The 22,964-nt window shown below is 59.7% G+C and carries 29 protein-coding genes; 5 read left to right on the top strand and 24 right to left on the bottom strand.

The features are described from left to right. Positions 1–37 precede the first annotated feature (37 nt). From rplR to rpmC, 9 genes are all read right to left on the bottom strand, one after another. Positions 38–397, bottom strand: a complete 360-nt coding sequence (gene rplR / locus O3306_RS17660) for a 50S ribosomal protein L18 (RefSeq protein ID WP_272009749.1) — start codon at positions 395–397, stop codon at positions 38–40. A gap of 12 nt (positions 398–409) precedes the next feature. Further along, a complete protein-coding gene (gene rplF / locus O3306_RS17665) occupies positions 410–943 on the bottom strand; it encodes a 50S ribosomal protein L6 (protein ID WP_272009751.1) in 534 nt (177 codons plus the stop codon). Positions 944–954: 11 nt separating this feature from the next. Continuing rightward, positions 955–1,347, bottom strand: a complete 393-nt coding sequence (gene rpsH / locus O3306_RS17670; protein ID WP_272009753.1) for a 30S ribosomal protein S8 — start codon at positions 1,345–1,347, stop codon at positions 955–957. A 12-nt stretch (positions 1,348–1,359) separates the two neighbouring features. Next, positions 1,360–1,665: a 30S ribosomal protein S14 gene (gene rpsN / locus O3306_RS17675; protein WP_272009755.1), complete on the bottom strand. Its 306-nt coding sequence runs from the start codon at positions 1,663–1,665 to the stop codon at positions 1,360–1,362. 15 nt (positions 1,666–1,680) lie between these two features. Continuing rightward, a complete protein-coding gene (gene rplE, locus O3306_RS17680) occupies positions 1,681–2,244 on the bottom strand; it encodes a 50S ribosomal protein L5 (protein WP_272009757.1) in 564 nt (187 codons plus the stop codon). After that, positions 2,237–2,548: a 50S ribosomal protein L24 gene (gene rplX, locus O3306_RS17685; RefSeq protein ID WP_272009758.1), complete on the bottom strand. Its 312-nt coding sequence runs from the start codon at positions 2,546–2,548 to the stop codon at positions 2,237–2,239. The genes rplE and rplX overlap by 8 nt, the downstream gene beginning before the upstream one ends. A 1-nt stretch (position 2,549) precedes the next feature. Further along, positions 2,550–2,918, bottom strand: a complete 369-nt coding sequence (gene rplN / locus O3306_RS17690) for a 50S ribosomal protein L14 (protein ID WP_272009760.1) — start codon at positions 2,916–2,918, stop codon at positions 2,550–2,552. 76 nt (positions 2,919–2,994) lie between these two features. After that, on the bottom strand, positions 2,995–3,225 hold the full coding sequence (gene rpsQ, locus O3306_RS17695; protein ID WP_272009762.1) for a 30S ribosomal protein S17: 231 nt from the start codon (positions 3,223–3,225) through the stop codon (positions 2,995–2,997). A gap of 12 nt (positions 3,226–3,237) precedes the next feature. Further along, positions 3,238–3,444, bottom strand: coding sequence for a 50S ribosomal protein L29 (rpmC, locus tag O3306_RS17700; protein WP_272009764.1), 207 nt, complete (start codon positions 3,442–3,444; stop codon positions 3,238–3,240). A gap of 195 nt (positions 3,445–3,639) precedes the next feature. Here rpmC and O3306_RS17705 point away from each other — a divergent pair, with 195 nt between their 5' ends. Beyond that, positions 3,640–4,260 carry a TIGR02466 family protein gene (locus O3306_RS17705; RefSeq protein WP_272009888.1) on the top strand — a complete coding sequence of 207 codons (621 nt, stop codon included), beginning with the start codon at positions 3,640–3,642 and terminating at the stop codon, positions 4,258–4,260. A 116-nt stretch (positions 4,261–4,376) separates the two neighbouring features. Further along, positions 4,377–4,730, top strand: a complete 354-nt coding sequence (locus O3306_RS17710; RefSeq protein ID WP_272009766.1) for a hypothetical protein — start codon at positions 4,377–4,379, stop codon at positions 4,728–4,730. Between the two features lie 82 nt (positions 4,731–4,812). Here O3306_RS17710 and rplP read toward each other — a convergent pair whose 3' ends face one another. Genes rplP through rplB form a run of 5 tightly spaced genes read right to left on the bottom strand, consistent with a single transcriptional unit; the run spans position 4,813 to position 7,453 of the window. Then, complete coding sequence (rplP, locus tag O3306_RS17715) at positions 4,813–5,226, bottom strand: 50S ribosomal protein L16 (RefSeq protein ID WP_272009768.1); 414 nt, start codon at positions 5,224–5,226, stop codon at positions 4,813–4,815. A gap of 12 nt (positions 5,227–5,238) precedes the next feature. Beyond that, positions 5,239–5,946 carry a 30S ribosomal protein S3 gene (rpsC, locus tag O3306_RS17720; protein ID WP_272009770.1) on the bottom strand — a complete coding sequence of 236 codons (708 nt, stop codon included), beginning with the start codon at positions 5,944–5,946 and terminating at the stop codon, positions 5,239–5,241. Next, a complete protein-coding gene (rplV, locus tag O3306_RS17725; RefSeq protein ID WP_165196890.1) occupies positions 5,946–6,326 on the bottom strand; it encodes a 50S ribosomal protein L22 in 381 nt (126 codons plus the stop codon). Before rplV ends, rpsC begins: the two co-directional genes overlap by 1 nt. A gap of 3 nt (positions 6,327–6,329) precedes the next feature. Further along, the gene (rpsS, locus tag O3306_RS17730; RefSeq protein WP_165196887.1) at positions 6,330–6,608 is read right to left on the bottom strand and encodes a 30S ribosomal protein S19; all 279 of its coding nucleotides are present in this window, start codon (positions 6,606–6,608) and stop codon (positions 6,330–6,332) included. Between the two features lie 2 nt (positions 6,609–6,610). Then, positions 6,611–7,453 carry a 50S ribosomal protein L2 gene (rplB, locus tag O3306_RS17735; RefSeq protein ID WP_272009775.1) on the bottom strand — a complete coding sequence of 281 codons (843 nt, stop codon included), beginning with the start codon at positions 7,451–7,453 and terminating at the stop codon, positions 6,611–6,613. 429 nt (positions 7,454–7,882) lie between these two features. Between rplB and O3306_RS17740 the strand changes: the two genes are divergently transcribed. Beyond that, complete coding sequence (locus O3306_RS17740) at positions 7,883–8,785, top strand: hypothetical protein (protein WP_272009776.1); 903 nt, start codon at positions 7,883–7,885, stop codon at positions 8,783–8,785. 167 nt (positions 8,786–8,952) lie between these two features. Here O3306_RS17740 and O3306_RS17745 read toward each other — a convergent pair whose 3' ends face one another. The 8 genes from O3306_RS17745 to rpsL form a co-directional block, all read right to left on the bottom strand. Next, positions 8,953–9,249, bottom strand: coding sequence for a 50S ribosomal protein L23 (locus O3306_RS17745; protein ID WP_272009777.1), 297 nt, complete (start codon positions 9,247–9,249; stop codon positions 8,953–8,955). Then, the gene (gene rplD, locus O3306_RS17750) at positions 9,246–9,878 is read right to left on the bottom strand and encodes a 50S ribosomal protein L4 (RefSeq protein WP_272009779.1); all 633 of its coding nucleotides are present in this window, start codon (positions 9,876–9,878) and stop codon (positions 9,246–9,248) included. The genes O3306_RS17745 and rplD overlap by 4 nt, the downstream gene beginning before the upstream one ends. Beyond that, positions 9,875–10,735: a 50S ribosomal protein L3 gene (rplC, locus tag O3306_RS17755; RefSeq protein ID WP_272009781.1), complete on the bottom strand. Its 861-nt coding sequence runs from the start codon at positions 10,733–10,735 to the stop codon at positions 9,875–9,877. Before rplC ends, rplD begins: the two co-directional genes overlap by 4 nt. 15 nt (positions 10,736–10,750) lie before the next feature. Next, positions 10,751–11,059 (bottom strand): 30S ribosomal protein S10, encoded by a 309-nt coding sequence (rpsJ, locus tag O3306_RS17760; protein WP_076532278.1) that lies wholly within the window; start codon positions 11,057–11,059, stop codon positions 10,751–10,753. Positions 11,060–11,241: 182 nt separating this feature from the next. Continuing rightward, positions 11,242–12,417, bottom strand: a complete 1,176-nt coding sequence (gene tuf, locus O3306_RS17765) for an elongation factor Tu (RefSeq protein ID WP_272009785.1) — start codon at positions 12,415–12,417, stop codon at positions 11,242–11,244. 91 nt (positions 12,418–12,508) lie between these two features. Beyond that, a complete protein-coding gene (fusA, locus tag O3306_RS17770; protein ID WP_272009787.1) occupies positions 12,509–14,632 on the bottom strand; it encodes an elongation factor G in 2,124 nt (707 codons plus the stop codon). Between the two features lie 27 nt (positions 14,633–14,659). Beyond that, positions 14,660–15,130, bottom strand: coding sequence for a 30S ribosomal protein S7 (rpsG, locus tag O3306_RS17775; protein WP_272009789.1), 471 nt, complete (start codon positions 15,128–15,130; stop codon positions 14,660–14,662). Positions 15,131–15,234: 104 nt separating this feature from the next. Continuing rightward, positions 15,235–15,606 carry a 30S ribosomal protein S12 gene (rpsL, locus tag O3306_RS17780; protein WP_272009791.1) on the bottom strand — a complete coding sequence of 124 codons (372 nt, stop codon included), beginning with the start codon at positions 15,604–15,606 and terminating at the stop codon, positions 15,235–15,237. Between the two features lie 351 nt (positions 15,607–15,957). Between rpsL and O3306_RS17785 the strand changes: the two genes are divergently transcribed. Then, entirely contained in the window at positions 15,958–16,794 is an 837-nt protein-coding gene (locus O3306_RS17785; protein ID WP_272009793.1) for a putative rhamnosyl transferase, read from the top strand. A 12-nt stretch (positions 16,795–16,806) separates the two neighbouring features. After that, positions 16,807–17,631, top strand: a complete 825-nt coding sequence (locus tag O3306_RS17790) for a putative rhamnosyl transferase (RefSeq protein ID WP_272009795.1) — start codon at positions 16,807–16,809, stop codon at positions 17,629–17,631. Here O3306_RS17790 and O3306_RS17795 read toward each other — a convergent pair. Together O3306_RS17795 and rpoC are read right to left on the bottom strand one after the other, a co-directional pair. Next, positions 17,564–18,466, bottom strand: coding sequence for a DMT family transporter (locus O3306_RS17795; protein ID WP_272009797.1), 903 nt, complete (start codon positions 18,464–18,466; stop codon positions 17,564–17,566). The two genes, O3306_RS17790 and O3306_RS17795, sit on opposite strands and share 68 nt — an antisense overlap. A 185-nt stretch (positions 18,467–18,651) precedes the next feature. Then, entirely contained in the window at positions 18,652–22,896 is a 4,245-nt protein-coding gene (gene rpoC, locus O3306_RS17800) for a DNA-directed RNA polymerase subunit beta' (protein ID WP_272009799.1), read from the bottom strand. Positions 22,897–22,964: the final 68 nt, after the last annotated feature.

A 22,964-nucleotide genomic window follows, 5' to 3' on the forward strand; every position in this document is an offset into this window, starting at 1 on the left:
CCCTGCACGCAAAGCGCAAGGTGGGGCCCCATCCCATCTAGATTTTCAGACCACCCTCACGTGCGGCATCGGCCAAAGCCTTGACGCGCCCGTGAAAGAGGAAGCCGCCGCGATCGAAATACGCCTCGCTGACGCCTGCCTTCTTGGCACGCTCTGCGATGGCGGCACCGATCTTGGTGGCCGCTTCGATGTTGTTCTTGCCGACCACGCCGAAATCTTTTTCGAGCGTCGAGGCCGACGCCAGGGTCACGCCCTGAACATCGTCGATCAGCTGAACGCTGATATTCTTGTTGCTGCGGTGAACGCTGAGGCGCACGCGCCCTGCATTGACCTTGCGAAGTTTGTTCCGAACGCGCAGGCGGCGTTTGAGGAACAGTTTTCTCTTGCTGTTTGCCATCTTCTCGCGTCCTTACTTCTTCTTGCCTTCCTTCTGGAAGATATACTCGCCTTTGTAGCGGATGCCTTTGCCCTTGTAGGGCTCGGGCCGCCGCCAATCGCGGATATTAGCCGCGACTTGACCGACGAGCTGCTTGTCCGTGCCTTCAACAACCAGTTCGGTCTGCTTGGGCGCGGTAACAGTCACACCTTCCGGAACTACGAAATCCACATCGTGGCTAAGACCCAGGTTCAGCTTCAGGGTGTTACCCTGCATCTGTGCCCGGTAGCCGACGCCGCGAATTTCCAGCTCTTTGCGGAACATTTCGTTGGTGCCATGCACGAGGTTCGCGACAACGGTGCGGGTCATGCCCCACTGCTGGCGCGCGCGCTTGGATTTACCACGCGGGGTAACGGTGATCTGGCCATCGGCGATGGTCAGCGTCACGTCATCCGTGGCGGTGAAGGTTTTGGTTGCCTTGGGGCCTTTGACCTCAAGCGTCTGGCCGCTGATCGTTGCGGTGACGCCATTCGGCAAGGTCACGGGCTGTTTACCGATACGAGACATCTGAACCCTCCTTAGAATACGGTGCAGAGTACTTCGCCGCCAACATTCTGGCTGCGTGCACTTGCATCCGACATCACACCCTTGGAGGTGGAGACAATCGACACACCGAGGCCCTGACGGACCGACGGGATGTCATCAACGCCCAGATAGACGCGACGACCGGGCTTGGAAACCCGCTTCATTTCGCGAATGACGGGGGCGCCGTCGAAATATTTCAGGCTGATTTCGATGGCCGGATGACCATCTTCACCTGTGGTTGTCTCGTAGCCACGGATGTAACCTTCATCCACCAGAACATCGAGAACGCGCGCACGCATCTTCGAGGCCGGCGTCATCACCGTGGACTTACCGCGCATCTGGCTGTTGCGGATGCGGGTGAGCATATCGCCGATAGGATCATTCATTTCAAATCTCCCTTACCAGCTGGATTTCACGAGGCCGGGTGCCTGGCCGTTCTGGCCAAGTTCCCGCAGCGCAATCCGCGACACTTTGAGTTTGCGATAGTAAGCGTGCGGACGGCCCGTCAGCTGGCAACGGTTGTGCAACCGGCTGGCAGAGCTGTTGCGCGGCAATTCAGCCAGCTTCAGGGTCGCGCGAAAACGCTCTTCCATCGGCTTGCTTTGGTCGTTGATGATTGCCTTGAGCGCAGCGCGTTTCGCGGCGAATTTATCCACCAGCTTCTGACGCTTCTTTTCGCGTTCGATCATTGCTTTTTTAGCCATAAGTCTCTCTCCCGCTCAGCTGTTGAAGGGCATGTTGAAATGCTTCAACAGCGCCTTGGCTTCAGCGTCGGTTTTCGCCGTGGTTGCGATGATGATGTCCATCCCCCACATCTCATCTACCTTGTCGAAATTGATTTCGGGGAAGATGATATGTTCCTTGATGCCGAAGGCATAGTTGCCACGGCCATCAAAGGATTTGCCCGATACGCCGCGGAAGTCGCGGATACGTGGCATTGCCACGGTGATCAGACGGTCGATGAAGTCATACATACGGTCGCCACGCAGGGTGACCTTGGCCCCCATCGGCATGTCTTCGCGAACGCGGAAACCGGCGATGGAGTTCTTGGCCGTGGTCACGACGGCGTGCTGGCCGGCGATGGTGGACAGGTCTTCCTGTGCCGACTTCGCCTTCTTGGAGTCGCGAACGGCCTCGGCACCGCAGCCAATGTTCAGGACAATCTTGTCCAGACGCGGGATCTGCATGTCGTTCTTGTAGCCGAACTCTTCTTTCATCGCGGGCTTGATGGTCTCGGCATACGCGACCTTCATGCGCGGGGTATAGTTTGCTGTATCAAGCATCGATCACGTCCCCCGTGGTCTTGGCAATGCGCACTTTCTTGCCGTCTTCGATCTTGAAGCCGACGCGGGTGGGTTTGCCGTTCTTGTCGAGATAGGCCAGATTGCTCAGTTGGATCGGCATCGGCTTGGGGATGCGACCGCCCTGGGAAGTCTGACTTTGACGGGTGGCGCGGATCGCCACGTTCACACCGTCAACAACGGCTTTGCCGGCCTTGGGGTCGACGGAAGAAATCGTGCCTTCCTTGCCCTTGTCCTTACCGGCCAGAACGACGACCTTGTCGCCCTTTTTCAGCTTGGCAGCCATATCACAGCACCTCCGGGGCGAGCGAAATGATTTTCATGAAGTTCTTGGCGCGCAATTCGCGCACCACCGGGCCAAAGATCCGCGTACCGACCGGCTCACCTGCGTTGTTCAGGATCACGGCAGCATTGCGGTCAAAGCGGATGGCGGTACCGTCTTCGCGGCGGATTTCCTTGGCGGTGCGAACGACGACGGCCTTGCGGACGTCACCTTTCTTCACACGACCACGTGGGATGGCTTCCTTCACCGAGACGACGATGACGTCGCCGACGGACGCATATCTCCGCTTGGAGCCCCCCAGAACCTTGATGCACTGAACACGGCGAGCGCCGCTGTTGTCAGCAACATCCAGGTTAGTCTGCATCTGGATCATATTGTTTCTCCCGACCTGGCGGGGGGCGATGCGGCCCTTGTCCCGAGGTTTCGATTAAACTGAATGTACCGGTGGCCTAGGCCTCCAGAACCTCCCAGCGTTTCGTCTTGGATCGAGGCGCGCATTCGATGATGCGGACCTTGTCGCCGACCTTGTAGGTGTTGTTTTCGTCGTGGGCACGGTATTTCTTCGACTTCCGGATCGTCTTTTGCAGAACCGGGTGCTTGAAACGGCGCTCGACCGATACGGAAATGGTCTGGGCGTTGGCGTCGCTGGTCACGGTGCCGGTGAGGATACGTTTGGGCATACTATCGGCTCCTTATTCAGCGGTCGCTGCGGCGGCAGCTTTTTCGTTGAGAATCGTCAGCACACGGGCCGCGTTGCGGCGAGCAATGCGCATCTGCGCCGGGTTTTCCAGCTGGCCGGTGGCGGCCTGGAAGCGCAGGTTGAATTGTTCTTTTTTCAGACTGGCCAGCGCTTCGCGCAGCTGGTCGGGTGTCTTTTCACGCAGTTCGTTGGCGTCCATCGCCTTGTCCTTTCAACATCACTGGCAGGCCCCTATGCATTGGCGCGTCGGGTCACCGTGATTCCAGTGGAGTCCATGATGAGCGTGCCCAATACCGCTCCAGTCGGGATAACGCAACCCCTTGCAGCATGGATGGTGCGCAATTCTGCGCCCAGCCCTCTCGCACTCGGCCCGCGCTTGGGCTATCACGCGGATATGTCACAGATCAAATCGCTTTTCGTAACCCCGCTCTACCGCGCCCGCCTCTCCGGTTTGGACGAGGGCGTGGATATATCCGAACTTGCCGCCTCGTGCTGGTCCATCGCAGAGGATGACGAAGCAGGCCAAGGCTGGTGCGAGGAAAACGGGTATCCCGGTTACACCTCCTATGCGTCGCTCACCGATCTGCCCTGGCGGTTCCCGATCTTTGCCGAGGTGGTCAAGGCGCTTGATGCGCATATCGCGGCCTTCGCCGAGCATCTCGCGTTCGATCTCGAAGACAAGCCGCTGACGCTGCAAGACATCTGGATCAACATCCTGCCCGAGGGCGGCACCCATGCCTCGCATATCCACCCGCATTCGGTGATTTCCGGAACGATGTATGTGGCGATGCCAGAAGGCACCTCCGCGCTGAAGCTGGAAGATCCCCGCTCATCGCGGATGATGGCCTCCCCTACCCGCCGCAAGGACGCGCCCGAAGAGTTGCGTCAGTTCGTCTACGTGGAGCCTGACGTAGGCGACGTTCTGCTGTGGGAAAGCTGGCTTCGCCACGAAGTCCCGATGAATATGTCCGAGGACGACCGGATTTCGGTCAGCTTCAACTACGGCTGGGGGTGAGCCCGCAGAATTTCCGGGCAGAGGCTGCGTAAGCAGTCTATCACCTTAATGCAGCATCACTCAGCAGAACCTCCCAAGCGCCATACCTTGGGATCGACCTTTTAGCGAGCGGCAGAATGCATAGAGACGATGACCCTTTAATAGATGCTCTAGGCCACAGTGCTGACGAGCTGATTGACGCCGCCGAGGTGTGGCGGCACGGTTTCGATCTGAATGCTGCCCGCTCCTCATATCCGGCGCGAGCGGATGCATTCATCAAAGAGTTTGGCGAGGAAAACGCCATTTCGCTGTTTGAGACTTTGGATGGTTTGCAGATGCTTTTGCTCAATTGCGCTCCCGAAGAGCGGAATGGCATGTCGCTCGGAGAAGAAGCGTCCCTTGCAAAAGCCAGGTTTCAAGAAATTGTGCCGGGCATACCCAGTGAAGTCATGTCAAAGCTGTCCAGCCTCTACCACTTTCAAAACAGGTAAGGCTTTAAAAACAGTAACCCCCGCCGATTTCTCGACGGGGGTTACTTTGTCTTAGCCTAAGTGAATTTCGCCTTGGCGAAAATCACCAGTCCTCGCGCTGAACGACGCGGGTCTTGATCGGCAGTTTCATCGCCGCCAGACGCAGGGCCTCGATGGCCACGTCGTCGGAAACGCCGTCGAGCTCGAACATCACGCGGCCCGGCTTGACCTTGCAGGCCCAGAAATCGACCGAGCCTTTACCTTTACCCATCCGAACTTCGGTAGGCTTGGACGTGACTGGCACATCCGGGAAGATCCGGATCCAGACACGGCCCTGACGTTTCATGTGGCGGGTCATCGCGCGGCGAGCCGCCTCGATCTGACGCGCTGTCACACGTTCTGGTTCCGTCGCTTTCAGCCCGAAGGAGCCAAAGTTCAGGTCGGAGCCGCCTTTGGCCTCGCCCTTGATCCGGCCCTTGAACTGCTTGCGGAATTTCGTGCGCTTTGGTTGCAGCATATCCTGTCCTCCTTAGCGACGGCCGCCGGCGCCGCGCGGCGCTGGACCATCCTGAAGTTCCTGGGCCTTGCGGTCACGGGCAGCGGGATCGTGCTCCATGATCTCGCCTTTGAAGATCCAGACCTTGATGCCGATGATGCCATAGGCCGTCACGGCTTCGGTGTGAGCGTAATCGATATCCGCACGCAGCGTGTGCAGTGGCACACGACCCTCGCGGTACCATTCGGTCCGGGCAATCTCGGCACCGCCGAGGCGACCCGCAACGTTGACCCGGATACCAAGGGCACCCATGCGCATGGCGTTCTGCACGGCACGTTTCATCGCCCGGCGGAAGCTGACACGACGCTCCAGCTGCTGGGCGATGCTCTCACCCACCAGTGCAGAGTCAAGCTCGGGCTTGCGCACTTCGACGACGTTCAGGTGCAGTTCGGACGCGGTCATGCTGGCCAGTTTCTTGCGCAGCGTCTCGATGTCTGCGCCTTTCTTGCCAATGATCACGCCGGGACGTGCAGTGTGGATCGTCACGCGGCACTTCTTGTGCGGACGCTCGATGATCACGCGGCTGATGCCGGCCTGCTTGCACTCGGTCTTGATGAAATCGCGCATCGCGATGTCCTCAAGCAGCAAGTTGCCGTAATCCTTGGTGTCCGCGTACCAGCGACTGTCCCAGGTGCGATTCACCTGAAGGCGCATGCCAATCGGATTGACTTTATTTCCCATCAGGCTTGCTCCTCAACTTGGCGGACTTTGATCGTCAATTCCGAGAACGGCTTGCGCAGCGCGCCGAACCGACCCCGGGCACGCGGGCGACCGCGCTTCATGACGAGGTTCTTGCCAACATAGGCCTCGGCAACCACCAGTTCGTCAACATCCAGGTTATGGTTGTTTTCGGCATTGGCGATGGCCGATTGCAGGCATTTGCGCACATCTTCGGCGATCCGCTTCTTCGAGAAGGCCAGATCGTTGAGCGCCTTGTCCACCTTCTTGCCACGGATCAGCGCGGCCAGCAGGTTCAGCTTTTGCGGGGACGTACGGAGCATGCGCAGTTTTGCCATTGCTTCGTTATCGGCCACGCGGCGGGGGTTCTTTTCCTTGCCCATGACTTACTTCCGCTTCGCTTTTTTGTCGGCTGCATGACCATGGTAGGTCCGGGTCGGCGAATACTCACCGAACTTCTGACCAATCATGTCTTCGCTGACGTTGACAGGGATATGTTTCCGACCGTTGTAGACGCCAAACGTCAGACCCACGAACTGGGGCAGGATCGTCGAGCGGCGCGACCAGATTTTGATGACTTCGTTGCGACCACTTTCGCGCGATGCTTCGGCTTTCTTCAGCACGTAAGCATCGACAAAGGGGCCTTTCCATACAGAACGCGACATGATTACCGGCCCTTTTTCTTGGCGTGACGCGAGCGGATGATCAGCTTCTGCGACGCCTTGTTCTTGTTGCGGGTGCGAGCACCCTTGGTGGGCTTGCCCCAGGGCGTGACCGGGTGACGACCACCCGATGTCCGACCTTCACCACCACCATGGGGGTGATCGATCGGGTTCATGACCACACCACGAACACTCGGGCGGACGCCCTTGTGACGCATGCGGCCGGCCTTGCCGAAGTTCTGGTTGGAGTTGTCAGGGTTGCTGACCGCACCGACCGTCGCCTTGCATTCCTGGCGGACCAGGCGCAGTTCACCACTGCTCAGACGCACCTGCGCGTAGCCACCGTCACGACCCACGAATTGAGCGTAGGTACCTGCAGCGCGGGCAATCTGCCCACCCTTGCCGGGCTTCAGCTCGATGTTGTGGACGATCGTACCGATCGGCATACCCGAGAACGGCATGCAATTACCGGGCTTGATGTCGACCTTGGCGCCGGCGATGATCTTGTCGCCGATGGCCAGACGCTGAGGCGCCAGGATATAGGTCTGCTCACCGTCGTCATACTTGACGAGCGCGATGAAGGCTGTCCGGTTGGGGTCATATTCGATCCGCTCGACCGTGGCCGAGATATCGAATTTGTTGCGTTTGAAATCAACGATCCGGTAGAGGCGCTTGGCCCCTCCTCCGCGACGACGCGACGTGATACGTCCGGTGTTGTTCCGGCCGCCCGATTTCGACAAACCCTCGGTGAGGGCTTTGACGGGGCGTCCTTTGTACAGCTCCGAACGGTCGATCAGCACCAGCCCGCGCTGGCCCGGCGTCGTTGGCTTATACGACTTGAGTGCCATGCTTTCTGTCTTCCGTTTAGCAAACGGCAGGGATTTCGCCCCACCTATGTAGGGTGGGATTTGATCCCACCGTGTTTATAGGCCCCCGTAGGTGCCCGGCTTAGGGTGTTCTTACGAACGAATGCGAAGCCCCGGACGAATCCGGGGCCACACAGATAGGCTCGTTTAGGGGGGATGCGCGTCAGGGTCAAGCACTTGCCGCAGAAAACAAGGGATATACCCCCTGCCCCGCCCCAAGCCGAGCGCGCGCCTGACGGGGCGAGGTAACGTTAGCTCCGCAAGTTCGATGTGCGAACATTGTTTTCATTCGTTACGTATTGTCTAAATGACCGCTTTTGTGGTCCCCTAAATCTGAGCGCATTTCAGAAACGATCTGAAACCAACCCAAAGCTGAGTTCCAGAAGTATTGTGGGAATACTAGGGCCCTTCATGTCACACATTCCAGACGACATCACACCTATTGTCCGAGAGATCGACCACGAGCTCAAAGCAGAAGGCATCTCTCCGGTGGGCCGCCCGATGAACGCGATCATCAAATTTGGGCAGCGTTTTAAAATGTCGATTCTTTTTGTGAAGCCCCATTCTGCCATTGATGACGAATTGATGGATAGCTGGAAGTATGCCGAGAGGATTTACGAGTGGTACAGAGAGGTCTACGGAGACCAAATAAAACTCGATCCATCTGCCGATGGTAAAGTAGCGGTGCTGGCCGATGGTGATCTTTGGGAACTTAGACTGCCAATCATCTATGGGCCTTGCGCGATTGTCGTTGATCGAAAGCTTTCAGAAATGGATGACAAAGCCCATGGCTCTTCTAGGCTAAACGCCTGTGATGCTTTGTTTGGTATTACCCAGACCCGCTTGGAGTATTTCAGGGACACCGATCTAGATGAAGTTTACGGCATGTTCCTCATCGGAATGGATGTACGGAATGCATTCGCGCGGTTCATTAATTCAAGTCGCTTCTTTCGCGAAGCACAGAGTGATTGGAAGACCGCTGTCATGCACATGACCAGCCAGAATCCAAACTATGGCCAAGCCAGATGGGCGTCGCTCCAGTTTGCTGAGAAATTTATGAAGGGCTTAACTGAGGTGATCGGTGTTGTATCGCCCATTCCTCAGACACATAACCTGAAAAAGCTCCATGACGCACTCGCACGCTCCATCGTGGGCTTGAGCTTAGAAAACCTTCTAGTTGATATCCAGTGCTCGGCTGCGGTGCGATACGGTGAGGAGCCGTCCACACGTGATCAGTCCTACTCTGCGCACAAATCTAGCCTCCTACTCGTTAGAGCGCTTGGTTCAGTGGAGAACGCCAATAATTCGCCTTAGGCTGGGACGGAATTTTTCAGATTTTAGAAAGCTGGCGCCCACAATATTTGCAGCATTTGTCATAGCGCGCTCAACGCTATCTCGCACAAACAAAAAACCCCGGCCACTCTCGCAGCCGGGGTTTTCTATTCTTGCAGTGCAGGCTTCAGCCCGCCAGACCGATCAGATCAGAGACCAGTGCTCACGTCGATCGTGTTGCCCTCTTCGAGCGTCACATAGGCCTTCTTGACGTTTGCCCGCTTGCCGGGACGGCCGCGGAACCGCTTGACCTTGCCTTTGGTGATGGTCGTGTTCACGGCCTTCACCTTGACACCAAACAGAGACTCGACGGCCTCCTTGATCTGCGGCTTGTTGCAGGCCATCGCCACTTCGAACACAACCGCGCCGTTTTCCGACGACATGGTGGCTTTCTCGGTGATGATCGGCTTGCGGATCACGTCGTAATGTTCTGCTTTCGCGCTCATTTCGCGTCACCTTTCCCCAAACGGGCTTCCAGTGCCTCGACACCCGCCTTCGTCAGCACGAGCGTGTCGCGCTTGAGGATGTCATAGACGTTTGCGCCCATCGTCGGCAGGATATCCAGGCCTTCGATGTTGCGTGCCGCCTTGGCGAAGTCTTCATTCACCTCGGCGCCGTCGATGATCAGCGCGCGTTTCCAGCCCAGTTCCTTGACCTGCTTGGCCAGGGCGCCGGTTTTGCCGTCAGATGCCGCGCTTTCGATCACGATCAGCTCGCCTGCCTTGGCTTTCGCCGACAGCGCCAGCTTCAGACCCAGTTGGCGGACCTTCTTGGGCAGGTCGTGGCCGTGGCTACGCACAACCGGACCCTTGTAGACGCCACCACCGCGAAAGATCGGTGCCGAGCGCGCGCCGTGGCGTGCGCCGCCGGTGCCCTTCTGGCGATAGATCTTCTTGGTCGAATAGCTGACCTCGGAGCGGGTCTTGACCTTGTGCGTACCGGCCTGTGCCTTGTTACGCTGCCAGCGGACGACGCGGTGCAGTATGTCTGCGCGCGGCTCCAGGTCGAAGATGTCTTCGCCCAGATCGACCGAGCCGGCCTTGCTGCCGTCCAGTTTGATCACGTCGAGTTTCATTCCTCGCCTTCCTTCTTCTCAGCAGCTTGGGCTTCGGCAACCGCATCGGTCCCGGCCTCATCTGCGGCTTGTGCTTCCAGAGCTGCCTGCTCGGCTTCAGCGGCTTCTTTTGCGGCTGCTTCTGCTTCTGCGGCGGCTGCGGCGGCAGCTTCTTCAGCGGCCTTGGCAGCGGCTTCGGCGTCGGACTTCAACGCTGCTGGCAGAATCGCGCTCTCGGGGAACGGCTTCTTGACCGCATCCTTGACCGTGACCCAGCCACCCTTGGAGCCTGGAACAGCGCCTTTGACCATGATCAGGCCGCGTTCGGCGTCGGTCTTGACCACTTGCAGATTCTGCGTGGTGATCCGGGCTGCGCCCATGTGACCGGCCATCTTCTTGCCCTTGAACACCTTGCCGGGATCCTGACACTGACCCGTGGAGCCGTGCGAACGGTGCGAAATCGAAACACCGTGGGTCATTTCCAGACCCTTGAAGTTGTGACGCTTCATCGCACCGGCAAAACCTTTACCGATCGAAGTGCCACAAACATCAACGTACTGGCCTTCGAAGTAATGGTTCGCGGTGATCTCTTCACCAACCGCGATCATCGCCTCGGGCGCCACGCGGAATTCCGCGATCTTGCGCTTGGGCTCAACCTTGGCTGCGGCAAAGTGACCGCGCATGGCTTTCGAGGTCCGCTTGGCCTTGGCCGAACCGGCACCCAGTTGAACCGCGGTATAGCCGTGGGTTTCTGGGGTACGTGTCGCCACGACCTGCAGTTTGTCCAATTGAAGAACGGTCACAGGGATCTGCTTGCCGTCTTCCATGAAAAGCCGGGTCATGCCGACTTTCTTTGCGATAATACCAGAGCGCAACATATCTGATTGCCCTCCTTAGACCGAAATCTGCACGTCAACACCGGCGGCCAGGTCGAGCTTCATCAGCGCGTCCACGGTCTGCGGTGTAGGATCAACGATGTCCAGCAGGCGTTTATGCGTGCGGATTTCCCATTGATCGCGGGATTTCTTGTTCACGTGGGGGCCACGCAGAACGGTGAATTTTTCGATTTTGTTCGGCAGCGGGATCGGGCCACGCACGTCTGCGCCGGTGCGCTTCGCGGTGTTCACGATTTCCTGCGTGCTGGCATCCAGTACGCGGTAATCGAAGGCCTTCAGCCGGATGCGAATGTTCTGACTTTGCATTGTCTTAGCCTTTCGCGGCTTTTGGAGTTGATAGGAGGAGCGCCGGACCACCCGGCCCCCTCGTCGAACTTCCCCCGGCTTTAACGGAGGGAGGTCCCGGGCATAACCCGGAACCCCGCTTGTCTGGACCGCCTATGCGGGTTTGGCGAAAGTTGCAATCACCTACCGCATAGACAATTCGCTTACTCGAGGATTTTCGACACCACGCCGGCGCCGACGGTGCGACCGCCTTCGCGGATGGCGAAACGCAGGCCCTCTTCCATCGCGATCGGGGCGATCAGGTCGACCTCGAACTTCAGGTTGTCGCCGGGCATCACCATCTCCGTGCCCTCGGGCAGGTTCACGGTGCCGGTCACATCCGTCGTACGGAAGTAGAACTGCGGACGGTAGTTGGCGAAGAACGGCGTGTGACGGCCACCCTCATCCTTGGTCAGGATATACGCCTCGGCTTCGAACTTGGTGTGCGGCGTCACCGAACCCGGCTTGCACAGGACCTGCCCGCGCTCGACACCTTCACGATCGATACCGCGCAGCAGCGCGCCGATGTTGTCGCCAGCTTCACCGCGATCCAGCAGCTTGCGGAACATTTCAACGCCCGTGCAGGTCGTCTTCTTGGTGTCGCGGATGCCGACGATCTCGATCTCGTCGCCAACGTTGATCACGCCACGCTCAACACGACCGGTCACAACCGTACCACGACCCGAGATCGAGAACACGTCCTCGACCGGCATCAGGAAGGGCTGGTCCACGGCGCGTGCCGGCGTCGGGATGTACTCGTCCACGGCCGCCATCAGCTTGCGGATCGAATTCTCGCCGATTTCCGGATCACGGCCTTCCAGCGCAGCCAGCGCCGAGCCGGGGATGATCGGAATGTCGTCGCCGGGATATTCGTACGAGCTCAGCAGCTCGCGAATTTCCATCTCGACCAGTTCCAGCAGCTCTTCGTCGTCAACCTGGTCGACCTTGTTCATGTAGACGACCATGTAGGGGATGCCCACCTGGCGACCCAGCAGGATGTGCTCGCGCGTCTGGGGCATCGGGCCGTCGGCCGCGTTCACCACCAGAATCGCGCCGTCCATCTGCGCCGCACCGGTGATCATGTTCTTCACATAGTCAGCGTGGCCGGGGCAGTCGACATGCGCATAGTGGCGCGCGTCGGTCTCGTATTCCACGTGCGCGGTCGAGATCGTGATCCCGCGTGCTTTCTCTTCCGGCGCGCCGTCGATCTGGTCATACGCCTTGAAGTCACCGAAATACTTCGTGATCGCCGCCGTCAGCGTCGTCTTGCCGTGGTCAACGTGACCGATCGTGCCGATGTTAACATGCGGCTTGCTGCGGTCGAACTTTTCCTTTGCCATGATGCTGGCTCCTCTTCTTGTCTGTCAGGTGGCGGGGCGAAGCCCCACCCTACGGTGCTGGGTAGGGCGGGGTTATCCCCCGCCACCCGGGTTAGGCATATTTTGCTTGGATTTCTTCGGAGATATTCTGCGGCACCGGCTCATAATGCGAGAATTGCATCGTGAACTGGGCACGCCCCGAAGACATCGAGCGCAGCGTGTTGATATAGCCGAACATGTTCGCAAGCGGCACGTTACAGTTGATCGCGATGGCGTTGCCGCGCGTCTCCTGCCCCGAAATCTGCCCGCGACGCGAGGTGAGATCGCCGATGATACCACCCGTGTAATCCTCGGGCGTAACCACTTCGACCTTCATGATCGGTTCCAGAAGCTTGGCGCCGGCCTTGCGCAGACCTTCGCGCATACCCATGCGTGCCGCAATCTCGAACGCCATGACGCTGGAGTCCACATCGTGGAACTTACCATCGATCAGGGCGACCTTGAAGTCGATCACGGGGAAGCCAGCCAGAGGGCCGCTGTCCATGACCGAGCGGATGCCTTTTTCGACGCCCGGGATATATTCCTTGGGCACCGCGCCACCGACGATACGGCTCTCGAAGGAGAAACCTTCACCGGGCTCTGTCGGCGAGATGATCATCTTGACCTCGGCGAACTGACCGGACCCACCCGACTGTTTCTTGTGGGTGTAGGTATGTTCGACCTCGTGACCGATGGTCTCGCGATAGGCCACCTGAGGCGCACCGATATTGGCATCGACCTTGAATTCGCGGCGCAGACGGTCGACCAGGATGTCGAGGTGAAGTTCGCCCATGCCCTTCATGATCGTCTGACCGGATTCCTGATCGGTTTCCACGCGGAAGGATGGATCTTCGGCCGCCAGACGTGCCAGACCGGCCGACATCTTTTCCTGGTCGCCCTTGGTCTTGGGCTCGACCGCGATCTCGATCACCGGATCGGGGAAGGTCATCGTTTCCAGAACGACCTGTTCCTTGACGTCGCTGAGCGTGTCGCCGGTGGTCGTGTCCTTGAGGCCCGCCAATGCGATGATGTCGCCGGCAAATGCCTCTTCGATCTCTTCGCGCTGGATCGAGTGCATCATCATCATACGACCGATGCGCTCTTTCTTGCCCTTGGTGGTGTTCTGGACGGTATCGCCCTTCTTGATCGTGCCCGAATAGATCCGGGTGAAAGTCAGCGAGCCGACGAACGGGTCGTTCATGATCTTGAAGGCCAGACCCGAGAACGGCATGTTGTCATCCGCGCGGCGCGGGATGTTACGGGTTTCCGTCTCGTCATCGGGGGCAAAGCCCATGTAGTCGACAACGTCCTTGGGGCTGGGCAGGTAATCGACAACGGCGTTCAGCAGCGGCTGCACACCCTTGTTCTTGAACGCCGAGCCACACAGCACGGGAACAAAGCTCAGCGACAGCGTACCTTTACGGATCAGCGTGTGCAGCGTATCCACGTCGGGCTCTACGCCTTCCAGGTAAGCTTCCATCGCGTCGTCGTCCATTTCGACGGCGATCTCGATCAGGTTGGCGCGCCATTCGTCGGCCAGGTCCTTCAGGCTGTCGCGGATCGGACCGCGTGTCCAGTTCGCGCCCAGATCTTCGCCCTTCCAGACCCATTCTTCCATGGTGACCAGATCAACGATGCCTTCCAGCTCGGTTTCGGAACCGATCGGGATCTGGATCGGTGCCGGCGTCGCGCCGGTACGGTCCTTGATCATCTTGACGCAGTTGAAGAAGTCCGCGCCGATCTTGTCCATCTTGTTGACGAAGACGATCCGCGGCACCTTGTAACGGTCGGCCTGACGCCAGACTGTTTCGGTCTGGGGCTCAACACCGGCGTTGGCATCCAGCACCGCAACGGCGCCGTCGAGCACGGCAAGGCTACGCTCGACTTCGATGGTGAAGTCCACGTGGCCGGGGGTGTCGATGATGTTCATCCGGTACTTGGTGTCTGCCGTACCTTCGGCGGTCGGGTCTTCCTGACGCTGCCAGAATGTGGTGGTCGCAGCCGAGGTGATCGTGATTCCCCGCTCCTGCTCCTGCTCCATCCAGTCCATGGTCGAGGCACCCTCGTGGGTCTCTCCCATGTTGTGGTTCTTGCCGGTGTAGAACAGGATCCGTTCGCTGCAGGTGGTTTTACCTGCATCGATATGGGCCATGATGCCAAAGTTACGGTAGCGTTCGAGCGAATAGTCGCGTGCCATGAAAGCTGCTTCCTCAGAGTATCTGTATTACCAACGGTAGTGGCTGAAAGCTTTGTTTGCTTCGGCCATCTTGTGTGTATCTTCGCGCTTTTTCACAGCGCTGCCGCGGCTGTTGACCGCATCCAGAAGCTCGCCAGCAAGACGCTCTTCCATCGTGTGCTCGTTGCGCGACCGACTGGCGTTGATCAGCCAGCGGATTGCCAGCGCCTCGCGGCGCTCCGGGCGGACCTCGACGGGAACCTGGTACGTGGCACCACCCACGCGGCGCGAGCGAACCTCGAGCGCGGGTTTGATGTTTTCCAGCGCTTCGTGGAACACCTCTACGGGTGCGCGCTTGATCTTGTCCTCGACGCGACCCAGCGCGTTGTAGACGATTTTCTCGGCGGCGGATTTCTTGCCGTCGATCATCAGGTTGTTCATGAATTTTGTCAGAACCCGATCGCCGTATTTGGCGTCGGGCAGAACTTCGCGTTTTTCAGCGGCGTGGCGGCGGGACATCGGCTGTCTTCCTTTGTGTCTCTATCGGTCGCGCCCCGAGGATCACCCCGGAGCTTCTTGGCGGCGCGAAATCCCGGGACAGGCCCGGGATGACGCCAAAGGGGTCACTTGGGACGCTTGGCGCCGTATTTCGAACGACGCTGCTTACGATCCTTGACGCCCTGGGTATCCAGAACACCGCGCAGGATGTGGTAACGCACACCCGGAAGGTCTTTGACGCGGCCGCCGCGGATCAGCACAACGCTGTGCTCCTGCAGGTTGTGGCTCTCACCGGGGATGTAGCTGATCACCTCGAAACCATTGGTCAGACGCACTTTGGCGACCTTCCGCATGGCTGAGTTCGGCTTCTTCGGTGTCGTCGTGTAGACGCGCGTGCAGACGCCGCGCTTCTGCGGGCAGCCCTGAAGGTGCTGCGACTTCTGCGTTTTTGCTTTCGGCTGCCGCGGTTTGCGGATCAGCTGTTGGATCGTTGGCATTCCGGTTCTATCCCCGTCTCTCAACTCATGTCTGCATGGGGTGTCCCATGCGGGTTAATCTCATCTCAAACATGTCGCGCGTCCGCAAAAGCGCAATGACCGCAATCGTTCCCATTCCGAGGTGAACGACGCGGCTGGTTCCCAGAGGATCGGGGCGTAACAAGGTGCCCGGATCTTGACCACTTCAGTTTTGATTTCGACTTTCAAGGCAGAACCCTGAAGCCGGATGGGGCGCGTATAGGCGGTTGCCGATGCGTTGTCAACAGTCCGCCCCGCCCCGCCGCACCTTGTCTCTGCGGCATCCGGCTGGCATGGTGACCAAGGGGCAGAGCATACGGGAAATCGCGCAAAATGGACAGCCGCAAGATGCAGGTGATCGGGCTTTGCCGGTTCTCCTACCCCGCGCTTGGCGGCTTTCAGATTGAACATGAAACCCCCGAGGCGCGTGCCGCCTTTCTCTACGATTCGGTCCGGATGCAGGAACGCTTTGCCACGTTCGAAACCCTCACCCTGCCGCCCCTGCGTGCCCAGACCGATCCTGATTTCACCCTGCTCATCGTCGTGGGTGATGCCATGCCCGACCTGTGGTTGACCCGCCTGCTCGATCTGGTCGAGGACATGCCGCAAGCGGTGGTGGTGCCGCGTGCGCCGGGCCGTCACCGGCAGGTCATGCGTGAGGTGATCAATGCCGCGCGCGCCGACACCGGCCAGCCAAGCTTGCAATTCCGCATGGATGACGATGACGCCGTCGCCTGCCACTTTGTTGAACGGCTGCGCGAAGCAGCGGCGGACCTCGCACCACTGATCGCGAAAAACCGCTATGTGGGCATCGACTTCAACCAGGGGTTCATCGCCCGCATCACCCCCCGCGGCATCTGCGCCAAACCCACGACCGAAACACTCTGGACCCCCGCGCTCGGCGTGGCGGTGGGACCGGGGGCTTCGCGCGGGATCATGAATTTCAGCCATGCCAAGCTGAGCCGCATCATGCCAGTCGTCGCCCTGCCCGGCGAGGATATGTTCATTCGCGGCCATAACGACTTCAACGATTCGCGCCAGAAGGACGGGATAAAGCCGGTCCGCCTGCCCCCTCTGGACGCCGACGGCGAGGCACAGTTTCGCACCCTCTTCAACATCGACGCAGACCATGTGCGCCGGGTCATGGCCCAAAGCGCGACGCAAGGATAAGGAAGACCACGAATGCGAGTGATCGGCGTCTGCCGCTTTTCCTATCCCGCGCTTGGCGGGTTCAAAAGGATGCACGAAACCGTCGAAGCCCGCGAGGCCTATCTCTACGAGGCCACGCGGATGGAGCTGCGCTTTGCCCATTTCGAGGCGCTCGCCCTGCCATCGATTCGCGCCCAGACCGATCCCGAATTCACGTTCCTCATCGTGATCGGCGAACGCATGCCAGAGCCGTACCTGTCGCGGCTGCATGACCTCTGTGCGCCGGTTCCGCAGATCAAGATCATGCCGCGCCCGCCGCAGAAGCACCGACTCGCCCTGCAACGCGCCATTCAGGAAGAGTTGGGCGATAACGAAGTGGACACGCTCCAGTTCCGGCTCGACGACGACGATGCGATGGGGGTCGATTTTGTCGCCCAGTGCCGCAGCATTGCGCGGCGAACCAGCCGCTTGCGCCGTCGCGAGCCGCGCATGGTAATCGAATTCAACAGCGGATTCTCGGCCCGTCTCTCGGCTGAAGGCATCAGCGCCGAGCCGGTGATCACCGCCTTCTGGGCCTGCGGCCTCGGCGTGACCTTCCCGGCGGGCGACACCCGCACCGTGATGAACTACGGCCATCACAAGCTGCACCACTCCATGCCTGCCGTGATCCAGCCGCGTCCGCCGATGTATATCCGCGCCAAGCACGATGACAACGACAGCGCCGCGAAATTCAAGACCGGGCCGCTAAAGCCGCTCGACGACGCCGGGCGTCAGCTCTTTCGCGACCGCTTCAACGTCGATGAAGCAGAGATCTGCCGGATTTTCGCAAACCAAGCCGCGCTTCGCGGTAAAGCGTGAACAGCCCGCTGCCCACCACGATCGCCCCACCAAGCAAGGTCATCGGCACCGGCCACTCACCGAAGACCAGCCAGCCCAGCACCAGCGCCCAGAGCAGCGACGTATAGCGGAACGGCGCGATGAAGCTGATCTCGCCCACCCGCATCGTCATGATCGAAAAGACGTAGCCCGCGATCACGAACACCGCCGCGGCCATGATCAACCCCGCCTCGCGCCCGGCCAGTGGCATCCATTCCTGCCCAACGCTCGCTATTCCAAACACGCACATCACCGAAAGCGAGGTCACGAACGTCACCAGCATCGACGGCACCTCGCGGCTCAACCGCCGCGTGCTCAGGTCGCGCACCGTCACACAGGCCACTGCCCCCAACCCATAGAGCGCGTAGAAGTTGAACCCTTCCGGGCCGGGCCGCACGATCAGCATCACGCCACAGAAACCCACGACAATCGCCGTCAGCCGCCGCCACCCCAGCGGCTCTTTGAACACCAGCGCCGCCACCAGCGCAATGCTGAGCGGCATGGCCTGCAGGATCGCCGTCACGTTGGCCAGCGGCATGTGAAACAGGGCCGTGAGAAAGCAATAGGTTGCCATCACTTCGGCCGTTGTCCGGATCGCCATCACCCCCCAGTCACGGCGCGGCACCCTCTGGCCAAAAGCCCCCATCCGCCAGGCGATCAGGGTCACCGCAAATGTCGTCAGGATGCCGCGCAGAAACAGCAGTTGAAAAAGCGGCACATCGCTCGCCAGCAATTTCATCAGCGCATCGCTGAAGGTGAACGCGGCCATCGAGCCCATCATCAGCAGCGCGCCGGTCATGTTGTCAGATCTCGTCATACCGGCATTAGACATGCGGGCGCCAGAGGAGCAAGGGCGAAGGCCCGCGAGCCATGTCGCGCCGCGGGAAGCATATGCTTGCCGACGCACTCTGCGGGTGGGAAATCGGGCTTTTCCAACCGCTTGGCATATGAAAAAGGCCCCGCCAAAGCGGGGCCTTTCAGGTCTTGTCACTTGTCCGACGCTTACATGTCGCGGCTCTCGGGTGTTTCCGCCATCGCGCCGAACGGATCGTTGCCCGGCATGTCGTCTTCGGTCGGTGCAGCCAGGGCCGCGGCCGCTTCGGCCTCTTCGCGGCGCGCTTCGATCACCACGTTGTCGCGGCTCTGAGCGATCTTGCGCATGTCCTGCGTGGCACCACCGGTACCCGCCGGAATGAGGCGACCCACGATGACGTTCTCCTTGAGACCCACCAACTTGTCCCGCTTGCCCTGAACAGAGGCTTCGGTCAGCACGCGCGTGGTTTCCTGGAAGGACGCCGCCGAGATGAAGCTGCGTGTCTGCAGGCTCGCCTTGGTGATCCCCAGCAGGATCGGCTCGCCCTGTGCAGGCCGCACGCCCTTGTCCATCGCCTTCTGGTTGGCCGCATCGAATTCGGCCTTGTCCACATGCTCGCCCTTCAGCAGCGTCGTTTCGCCACTGTCCTGGATTTCCCATTTCTGGAGCATCTGACGCACGATGACTTCGATGTGCTTGTCGTTGATCCGCACACCTTGCAGGCGGTAGACGTCCTGCACCTCGTCGATCATGTAATCGGCCAGCGCCTCGACACCCATGATGGCAAGGATGTCATGCGGCGCGGGGTTGCCGTCCATGATGTAGTCACCCTTCTGCACGAAGTCGCCTTCCTGCACCGGGATGTGCTTGCCCTTGGGCACCATGTATTCGACCGTTTCCAGCGACTCGTCTGCTGGCTCGATCGAAATGCGGCGCTTGTTCTTGTAGTCGCGCCCATAGCGAACATAACCGTCGATTTCCGCGATGATGGCGTGATCCTTGGGGCGACGTGCCTCAAAGAGTTCGGCCACACGCGGCAGACCACCGGTGATGTCCTTGGTCTTGGCCCCTTCGCGCGGGATCCGCGCGACGACGTCGCCGGCATGGATCTCGTCGCCTTCTTCGATGCTCAGAATCGCATCCACAGACATCGGATAGGTCACAGGGTTGCCCGCATCGTTGCGCACAGGCTCGCCATCGGCACCGACGACAATGATCTCCGGCTTCAGCTCGTTGCCCTTGGGGGCCGCGCGCCAGTCCATCACGATCTTCTGGGTCATGCCTGTGGCATCATCCGTCTCGTCGCGCAGGGCCACACCGGTCACCAGATCCACGAATTTCGCGGTCCCGGATTTCTCGGCAATGATCGGCAGGGTGTAGGGATCCCATTCAAACAGCTTGTCGCCGCGGGCCACTTTCGAGCCCTCCTTGACATGCAGCTTGGTGCCATAGCCCAGCTTGTGGCTGGCCAGTTCCTGACCGCTGTCGGACATGATCTTGAGCTTCATGTTCCGGCCCATCACCAGGGTCTCGCCACGCGAGTTTTCCAGCAGCTGGGCGTTATCGAACGCGATGGTACCGTCTTGGCTGGCCTCGAGGAAGGACTGCTGTCCACCCTGCGCAACGCCGCCGATGTGGAAGGTCCGCATCGTCAGCTGCGTGCCCGGTTCACCGATGGATTGCGCCGCGATGATGCCCACCGCCTCGCCGGTGTTGACCATGGTACCGCGGGCAAGGTCACGTCCGTAGCACATGGCGCAAACGCCGTCTTCGGCCTCGCAGGTCAGAGGCGAACGGATCCGCGCTGTGGCCACTCCCGCCTCTTCGACCGCATCGGCCATCCGCTCGTCGATCAGCGTGCCTTCCGCGATGATCACCTCTTCCGTACCCGGACGCAGGATGTCCTCGGCCGCGACGCGACCCAGCACACGCTCGCCCAGCGACGAGACGACTTCGCCATCGTTCACGGCGTTTTCTGCGGTGATCGCACGATCAGTGCCGCAATCATGCTCGCGCACGATGCAGTCCTGCGCCACGTCCACCAGACGCCGGGTCAGATAACCCGAGTTCGCCGTTTTCAGAGCGGTGTCCGAGAGACCCTTCCGCGCACCGTGAGTCGAGTTGAAGTATTCAAGAACGGTCAGACCTTCCTTGAAGTTCGAGATGATCGGCGTCTCGATGATGTCGCCGTTCGGCTTGGCCATCAGGCCGCGCATCCCGCCCAGCTGCTTCATCTGGGTGACCGAGCCACGCGCACCGGAGTGGGCCATCATGTAGACCGAGTTGGGCTCCATTTCGCTGCCGTTCTCGTCATACTTGGCCGCCGAGATGGTGCCCATCATCGCCTCGGTGACGATATCGTTACATTTCGACCAGGCGTCGACGACCTTGTTGTACTTTTCGCCCTGTGTGATCAGGCCGTCCATGTACTGCTGTTCAAAGCCTTTGACCTGATCGCGTGTCTCGCCGACGATCTCCCATTTGTTGTCGGGGATCACCATGTCGTCCTTGCCGAAGGAAATGCCGGCCTTGAACGCTTCGCGGAAGCCCATGGTCATGATCTGGTCACAGAAGATGACCGATTCCTTCTGCCCGCAATAGCGGTAGACGGTATCGATGACCTGCTGCACTTCTTTCTTGCGCAAGAGGCGGTTCACCAAGCTGAAGGGAGCCTTGGCGTTCTTCGGCAACAGCGCGCCCAGACGCACCCGGCCCGGCGTTGTCTCGCAGCGCAGGATGACTTCGTTGCCTTCCTCGTCGAGCTGCGGGATCCGCGCCGTGATCTTGGCGTGCAGATGCACTTCGCCGGCGTCGAGCGCGTGCTGCACCTCGTCGATCGAGGAAAACTTCATGCCCTCGCCCTTCATGCCACTGCGTTCCAGCGTGGTGTAGTAAAGGCCGAGAATCATATCCTGCGAAGGAACAATGATCGGCGCGCCGTTGGCAGGCGACAGAACGTTGTTCGTGGACATCATCAGAACGCGCGCTTCCAACTGTGCCTCAAGGCTCAGCGGCACGTGGACAGCCATCTGGTCACCATCAAAGTCAGCGTTGAAGGCCGAGCAGACCAGAGGGTGAAGCTGGATCGCCTTGCCTTCGATCAGGACCGGTTCGAACGCCTGGATGCCCAGACGGTGCAAGGTCGGCGCACGGTTCAGCATGACAGGGTGTTCGCGGATCACCTCATCGAGGATATCCCACACCTCGGGACGTTCCTTTTCCACCAGCTTCTTGGCTTGCTTGACGGTGGAAGACAGACCTTTGGCCTCAAGGCGCGAATAGATGAACGGCTTGAACAGTTCCAAGGCCATCTTTTTCGGCAGACCACATTGGTGCAGCTTCAGTTCCGGACCGGTCACGATGACCGAACGACCGGAGAAGTCGACGCGCTTACCCAAAAGGTTCTGACGGAAGCGACCCTGCTTGCCTTTCAGCATGTCGCTGAGCGATTTCAGCGGCCGCTTGTTGGCACCGGTGATCACACGACCGCGGCGGCCGTTGTCAAACAGCGCATCGACCGATTCCTGCAACATCCGCTTTTCGTTGCGGACGATGATATCCGGCGCGCGCAGTTCGATCAGACGCTTCAGACGGTTGTTCCGGTTGATGACGCGACGATACAGGTCGTTGAGGTCAGACGTGGCAAACCGCCCCCCATCCAGCGGCACCAGCGGGCGCAGTTCTGGCGGGATCACCGGAATGACGGTCATGACCATCCATTCCGGCCGGTTGCCGGATTCCAGGAAGGATTCGACCACTTTCAGACGCTTGATGATCTTCTTGGGCTTCAGCTCACCGGTGGCCACGGCCAGATCGGCACGCAGGTTCTCGGCTTCGGATTCCAGATCGATCTGTGCCAGCATGTCGCGGATCGCTTCGGCGCCGATATTGGCGGTGAAGGCGTCCAGACCGTAGGCATCCTGCGCATCGATGAATTCTTCTTCGGACAGCATCTGGCCGTAAGTGAGGTCGGTCAGGCCCGGCTCGATCACCACGTAGTTTTCGAAATACAGCACGCGTTCGAGATCACGCAGCGTCATGTCCAGCATGAGGCCGATGCGCGACGGCAGCGATTTCAGGAACCAGATATGCGCGCAGGGAGCGGCCAGCTCGATATGGCCCATCCGCTCACGGCGGACCTTCTGCAACGTGACTTCAACGCCGCATTTCTCGCAAACAACGCCGCGATATTTCATCCGCTTGTATTTGCCGCACAGGCATTCATAATCCTTGATCGGGCCAAAGATGCGCGCGCAGAACAACCCGTCACGCTCGGGCTTGAACGTACGGTAGTTGATCGTCTCGGGCTTCTTGATCTCGCCGTAGGACCAGCTCAGGATACGCTCCGGGCTGGCAAGGCTGACCTTGATTTCGTCGAACGTCTGCGCCGGTGCGACAGGGTTGAACGGGTTGTTTGTCAGTTCCTGGTTCATCTTGTGACCTTTCAGTTAAGGCAATGCGTTGGGGGCAGGCCCAGATTTTTCGCGAAAAATCTGAGCCC

This window comes from Roseovarius sp. ZX-A-9 (assembly GCF_028369135.1).
Lineage (GTDB): Bacteria > Pseudomonadota > Alphaproteobacteria > Rhodobacterales > Rhodobacteraceae > Roseovarius.

Excerpts from the sequence above, each read along its gene's own strand:
- rpsN (WP_272009755.1), bottom strand. The coding sequence starts at position 1,665 with ATGGCTAAAAAAGCAATGATCGAACGCGAAAAGAAGCGTCAGAAGCTG.
- rpoC (WP_272009799.1), bottom strand. The coding sequence starts at position 22,896 with ATGAACCAGGAACTGACAAACAACCCGTTCAACCCTGTCGCACCGGCG.
- rplD (WP_272009779.1), bottom strand. The coding sequence starts at position 9,878 with ATGAAACTCGACGTGATCAAACTGGACGGCAGCAAGGCCGGCTCGGTC.
- rplX (WP_272009758.1), bottom strand. The coding sequence starts at position 2,548 with ATGGCTGCCAAGCTGAAAAAGGGCGACAAGGTCGTCGTTCTGGCCGGT.
- tuf (WP_272009785.1), bottom strand. The coding sequence starts at position 12,417 with ATGGCAAAGGAAAAGTTCGACCGCAGCAAGCCGCATGTTAACATCGGC.
- rplR (WP_272009749.1), bottom strand. The coding sequence starts at position 397 with ATGGCAAACAGCAAGAGAAAACTGTTCCTCAAACGCCGCCTGCGCGTT.
- rpsC (WP_272009770.1), bottom strand. The coding sequence starts at position 5,946 with ATGGGAAATAAAGTCAATCCGATTGGCATGCGCCTTCAGGTGAATCGC.
- rpsS (WP_165196887.1), bottom strand. The coding sequence starts at position 6,608 with ATGTCGCGTTCTGTATGGAAAGGCCCCTTTGTCGATGCTTACGTGCTG.
- rpmC (WP_272009764.1), bottom strand. The coding sequence starts at position 3,444 with ATGGACGCCAACGAACTGCGTGAAAAGACACCCGACCAGCTGCGCGAA.
- O3306_RS17790 (WP_272009795.1), top strand. The coding sequence starts at position 16,807 with ATGCGAGTGATCGGCGTCTGCCGCTTTTCCTATCCCGCGCTTGGCGGG.
- rplP (WP_272009768.1), bottom strand. The coding sequence starts at position 5,226 with ATGCTGCAACCAAAGCGCACGAAATTCCGCAAGCAGTTCAAGGGCCGG.
- rpsJ (WP_076532278.1), bottom strand. The coding sequence starts at position 11,059 with ATGCAAAGTCAGAACATTCGCATCCGGCTGAAGGCCTTCGATTACCGC.
- O3306_RS17705 (WP_272009888.1), top strand. The coding sequence starts at position 3,640 with ATGTCACAGATCAAATCGCTTTTCGTAACCCCGCTCTACCGCGCCCGC.
- O3306_RS17745 (WP_272009777.1), bottom strand. The coding sequence starts at position 9,249 with ATGAGCGCGAAAGCAGAACATTACGACGTGATCCGCAAGCCGATCATC.
- rplV (WP_165196890.1), bottom strand. The coding sequence starts at position 6,326 with ATGGGCAAGGAAAAGAACCCCCGCCGCGTGGCCGATAACGAAGCAATG.
- rplB (WP_272009775.1), bottom strand. The coding sequence starts at position 7,453 with ATGGCACTCAAGTCGTATAAGCCAACGACGCCGGGCCAGCGCGGGCTG.
- O3306_RS17740 (WP_272009776.1), top strand. The coding sequence starts at position 7,883 with ATGTCACACATTCCAGACGACATCACACCTATTGTCCGAGAGATCGAC.
- rpsL (WP_272009791.1), bottom strand. The coding sequence starts at position 15,606 with ATGCCAACGATCCAACAGCTGATCCGCAAACCGCGGCAGCCGAAAGCA.
- rpsH (WP_272009753.1), bottom strand. The coding sequence starts at position 1,347 with ATGAATGATCCTATCGGCGATATGCTCACCCGCATCCGCAACAGCCAG.
- rplN (WP_272009760.1), bottom strand. The coding sequence starts at position 2,918 with ATGATCCAGATGCAGACTAACCTGGATGTTGCTGACAACAGCGGCGCT.
- rplC (WP_272009781.1), bottom strand. The coding sequence starts at position 10,735 with ATGTTGCGCTCTGGTATTATCGCAAAGAAAGTCGGCATGACCCGGCTT.
- O3306_RS17710 (WP_272009766.1), top strand. The coding sequence starts at position 4,377 with ATGCATAGAGACGATGACCCTTTAATAGATGCTCTAGGCCACAGTGCT.
- rpsG (WP_272009789.1), bottom strand. The coding sequence starts at position 15,130 with ATGTCCCGCCGCCACGCCGCTGAAAAACGCGAAGTTCTGCCCGACGCC.
- O3306_RS17795 (WP_272009797.1), bottom strand. The coding sequence starts at position 18,466 with ATGACGAGATCTGACAACATGACCGGCGCGCTGCTGATGATGGGCTCG.
- O3306_RS17785 (WP_272009793.1), top strand. The coding sequence starts at position 15,958 with ATGGACAGCCGCAAGATGCAGGTGATCGGGCTTTGCCGGTTCTCCTAC.
- fusA (WP_272009787.1), bottom strand. The coding sequence starts at position 14,632 with ATGGCACGCGACTATTCGCTCGAACGCTACCGTAACTTTGGCATCATG.
- rplE (WP_272009757.1), bottom strand. The coding sequence starts at position 2,244 with ATGCTTGATACAGCAAACTATACCCCGCGCATGAAGGTCGCGTATGCC.
- rpsQ (WP_272009762.1), bottom strand. The coding sequence starts at position 3,225 with ATGCCCAAACGTATCCTCACCGGCACCGTGACCAGCGACGCCAACGCC.
- rplF (WP_272009751.1), bottom strand. The coding sequence starts at position 943 with ATGTCTCGTATCGGTAAACAGCCCGTGACCTTGCCGAATGGCGTCACC.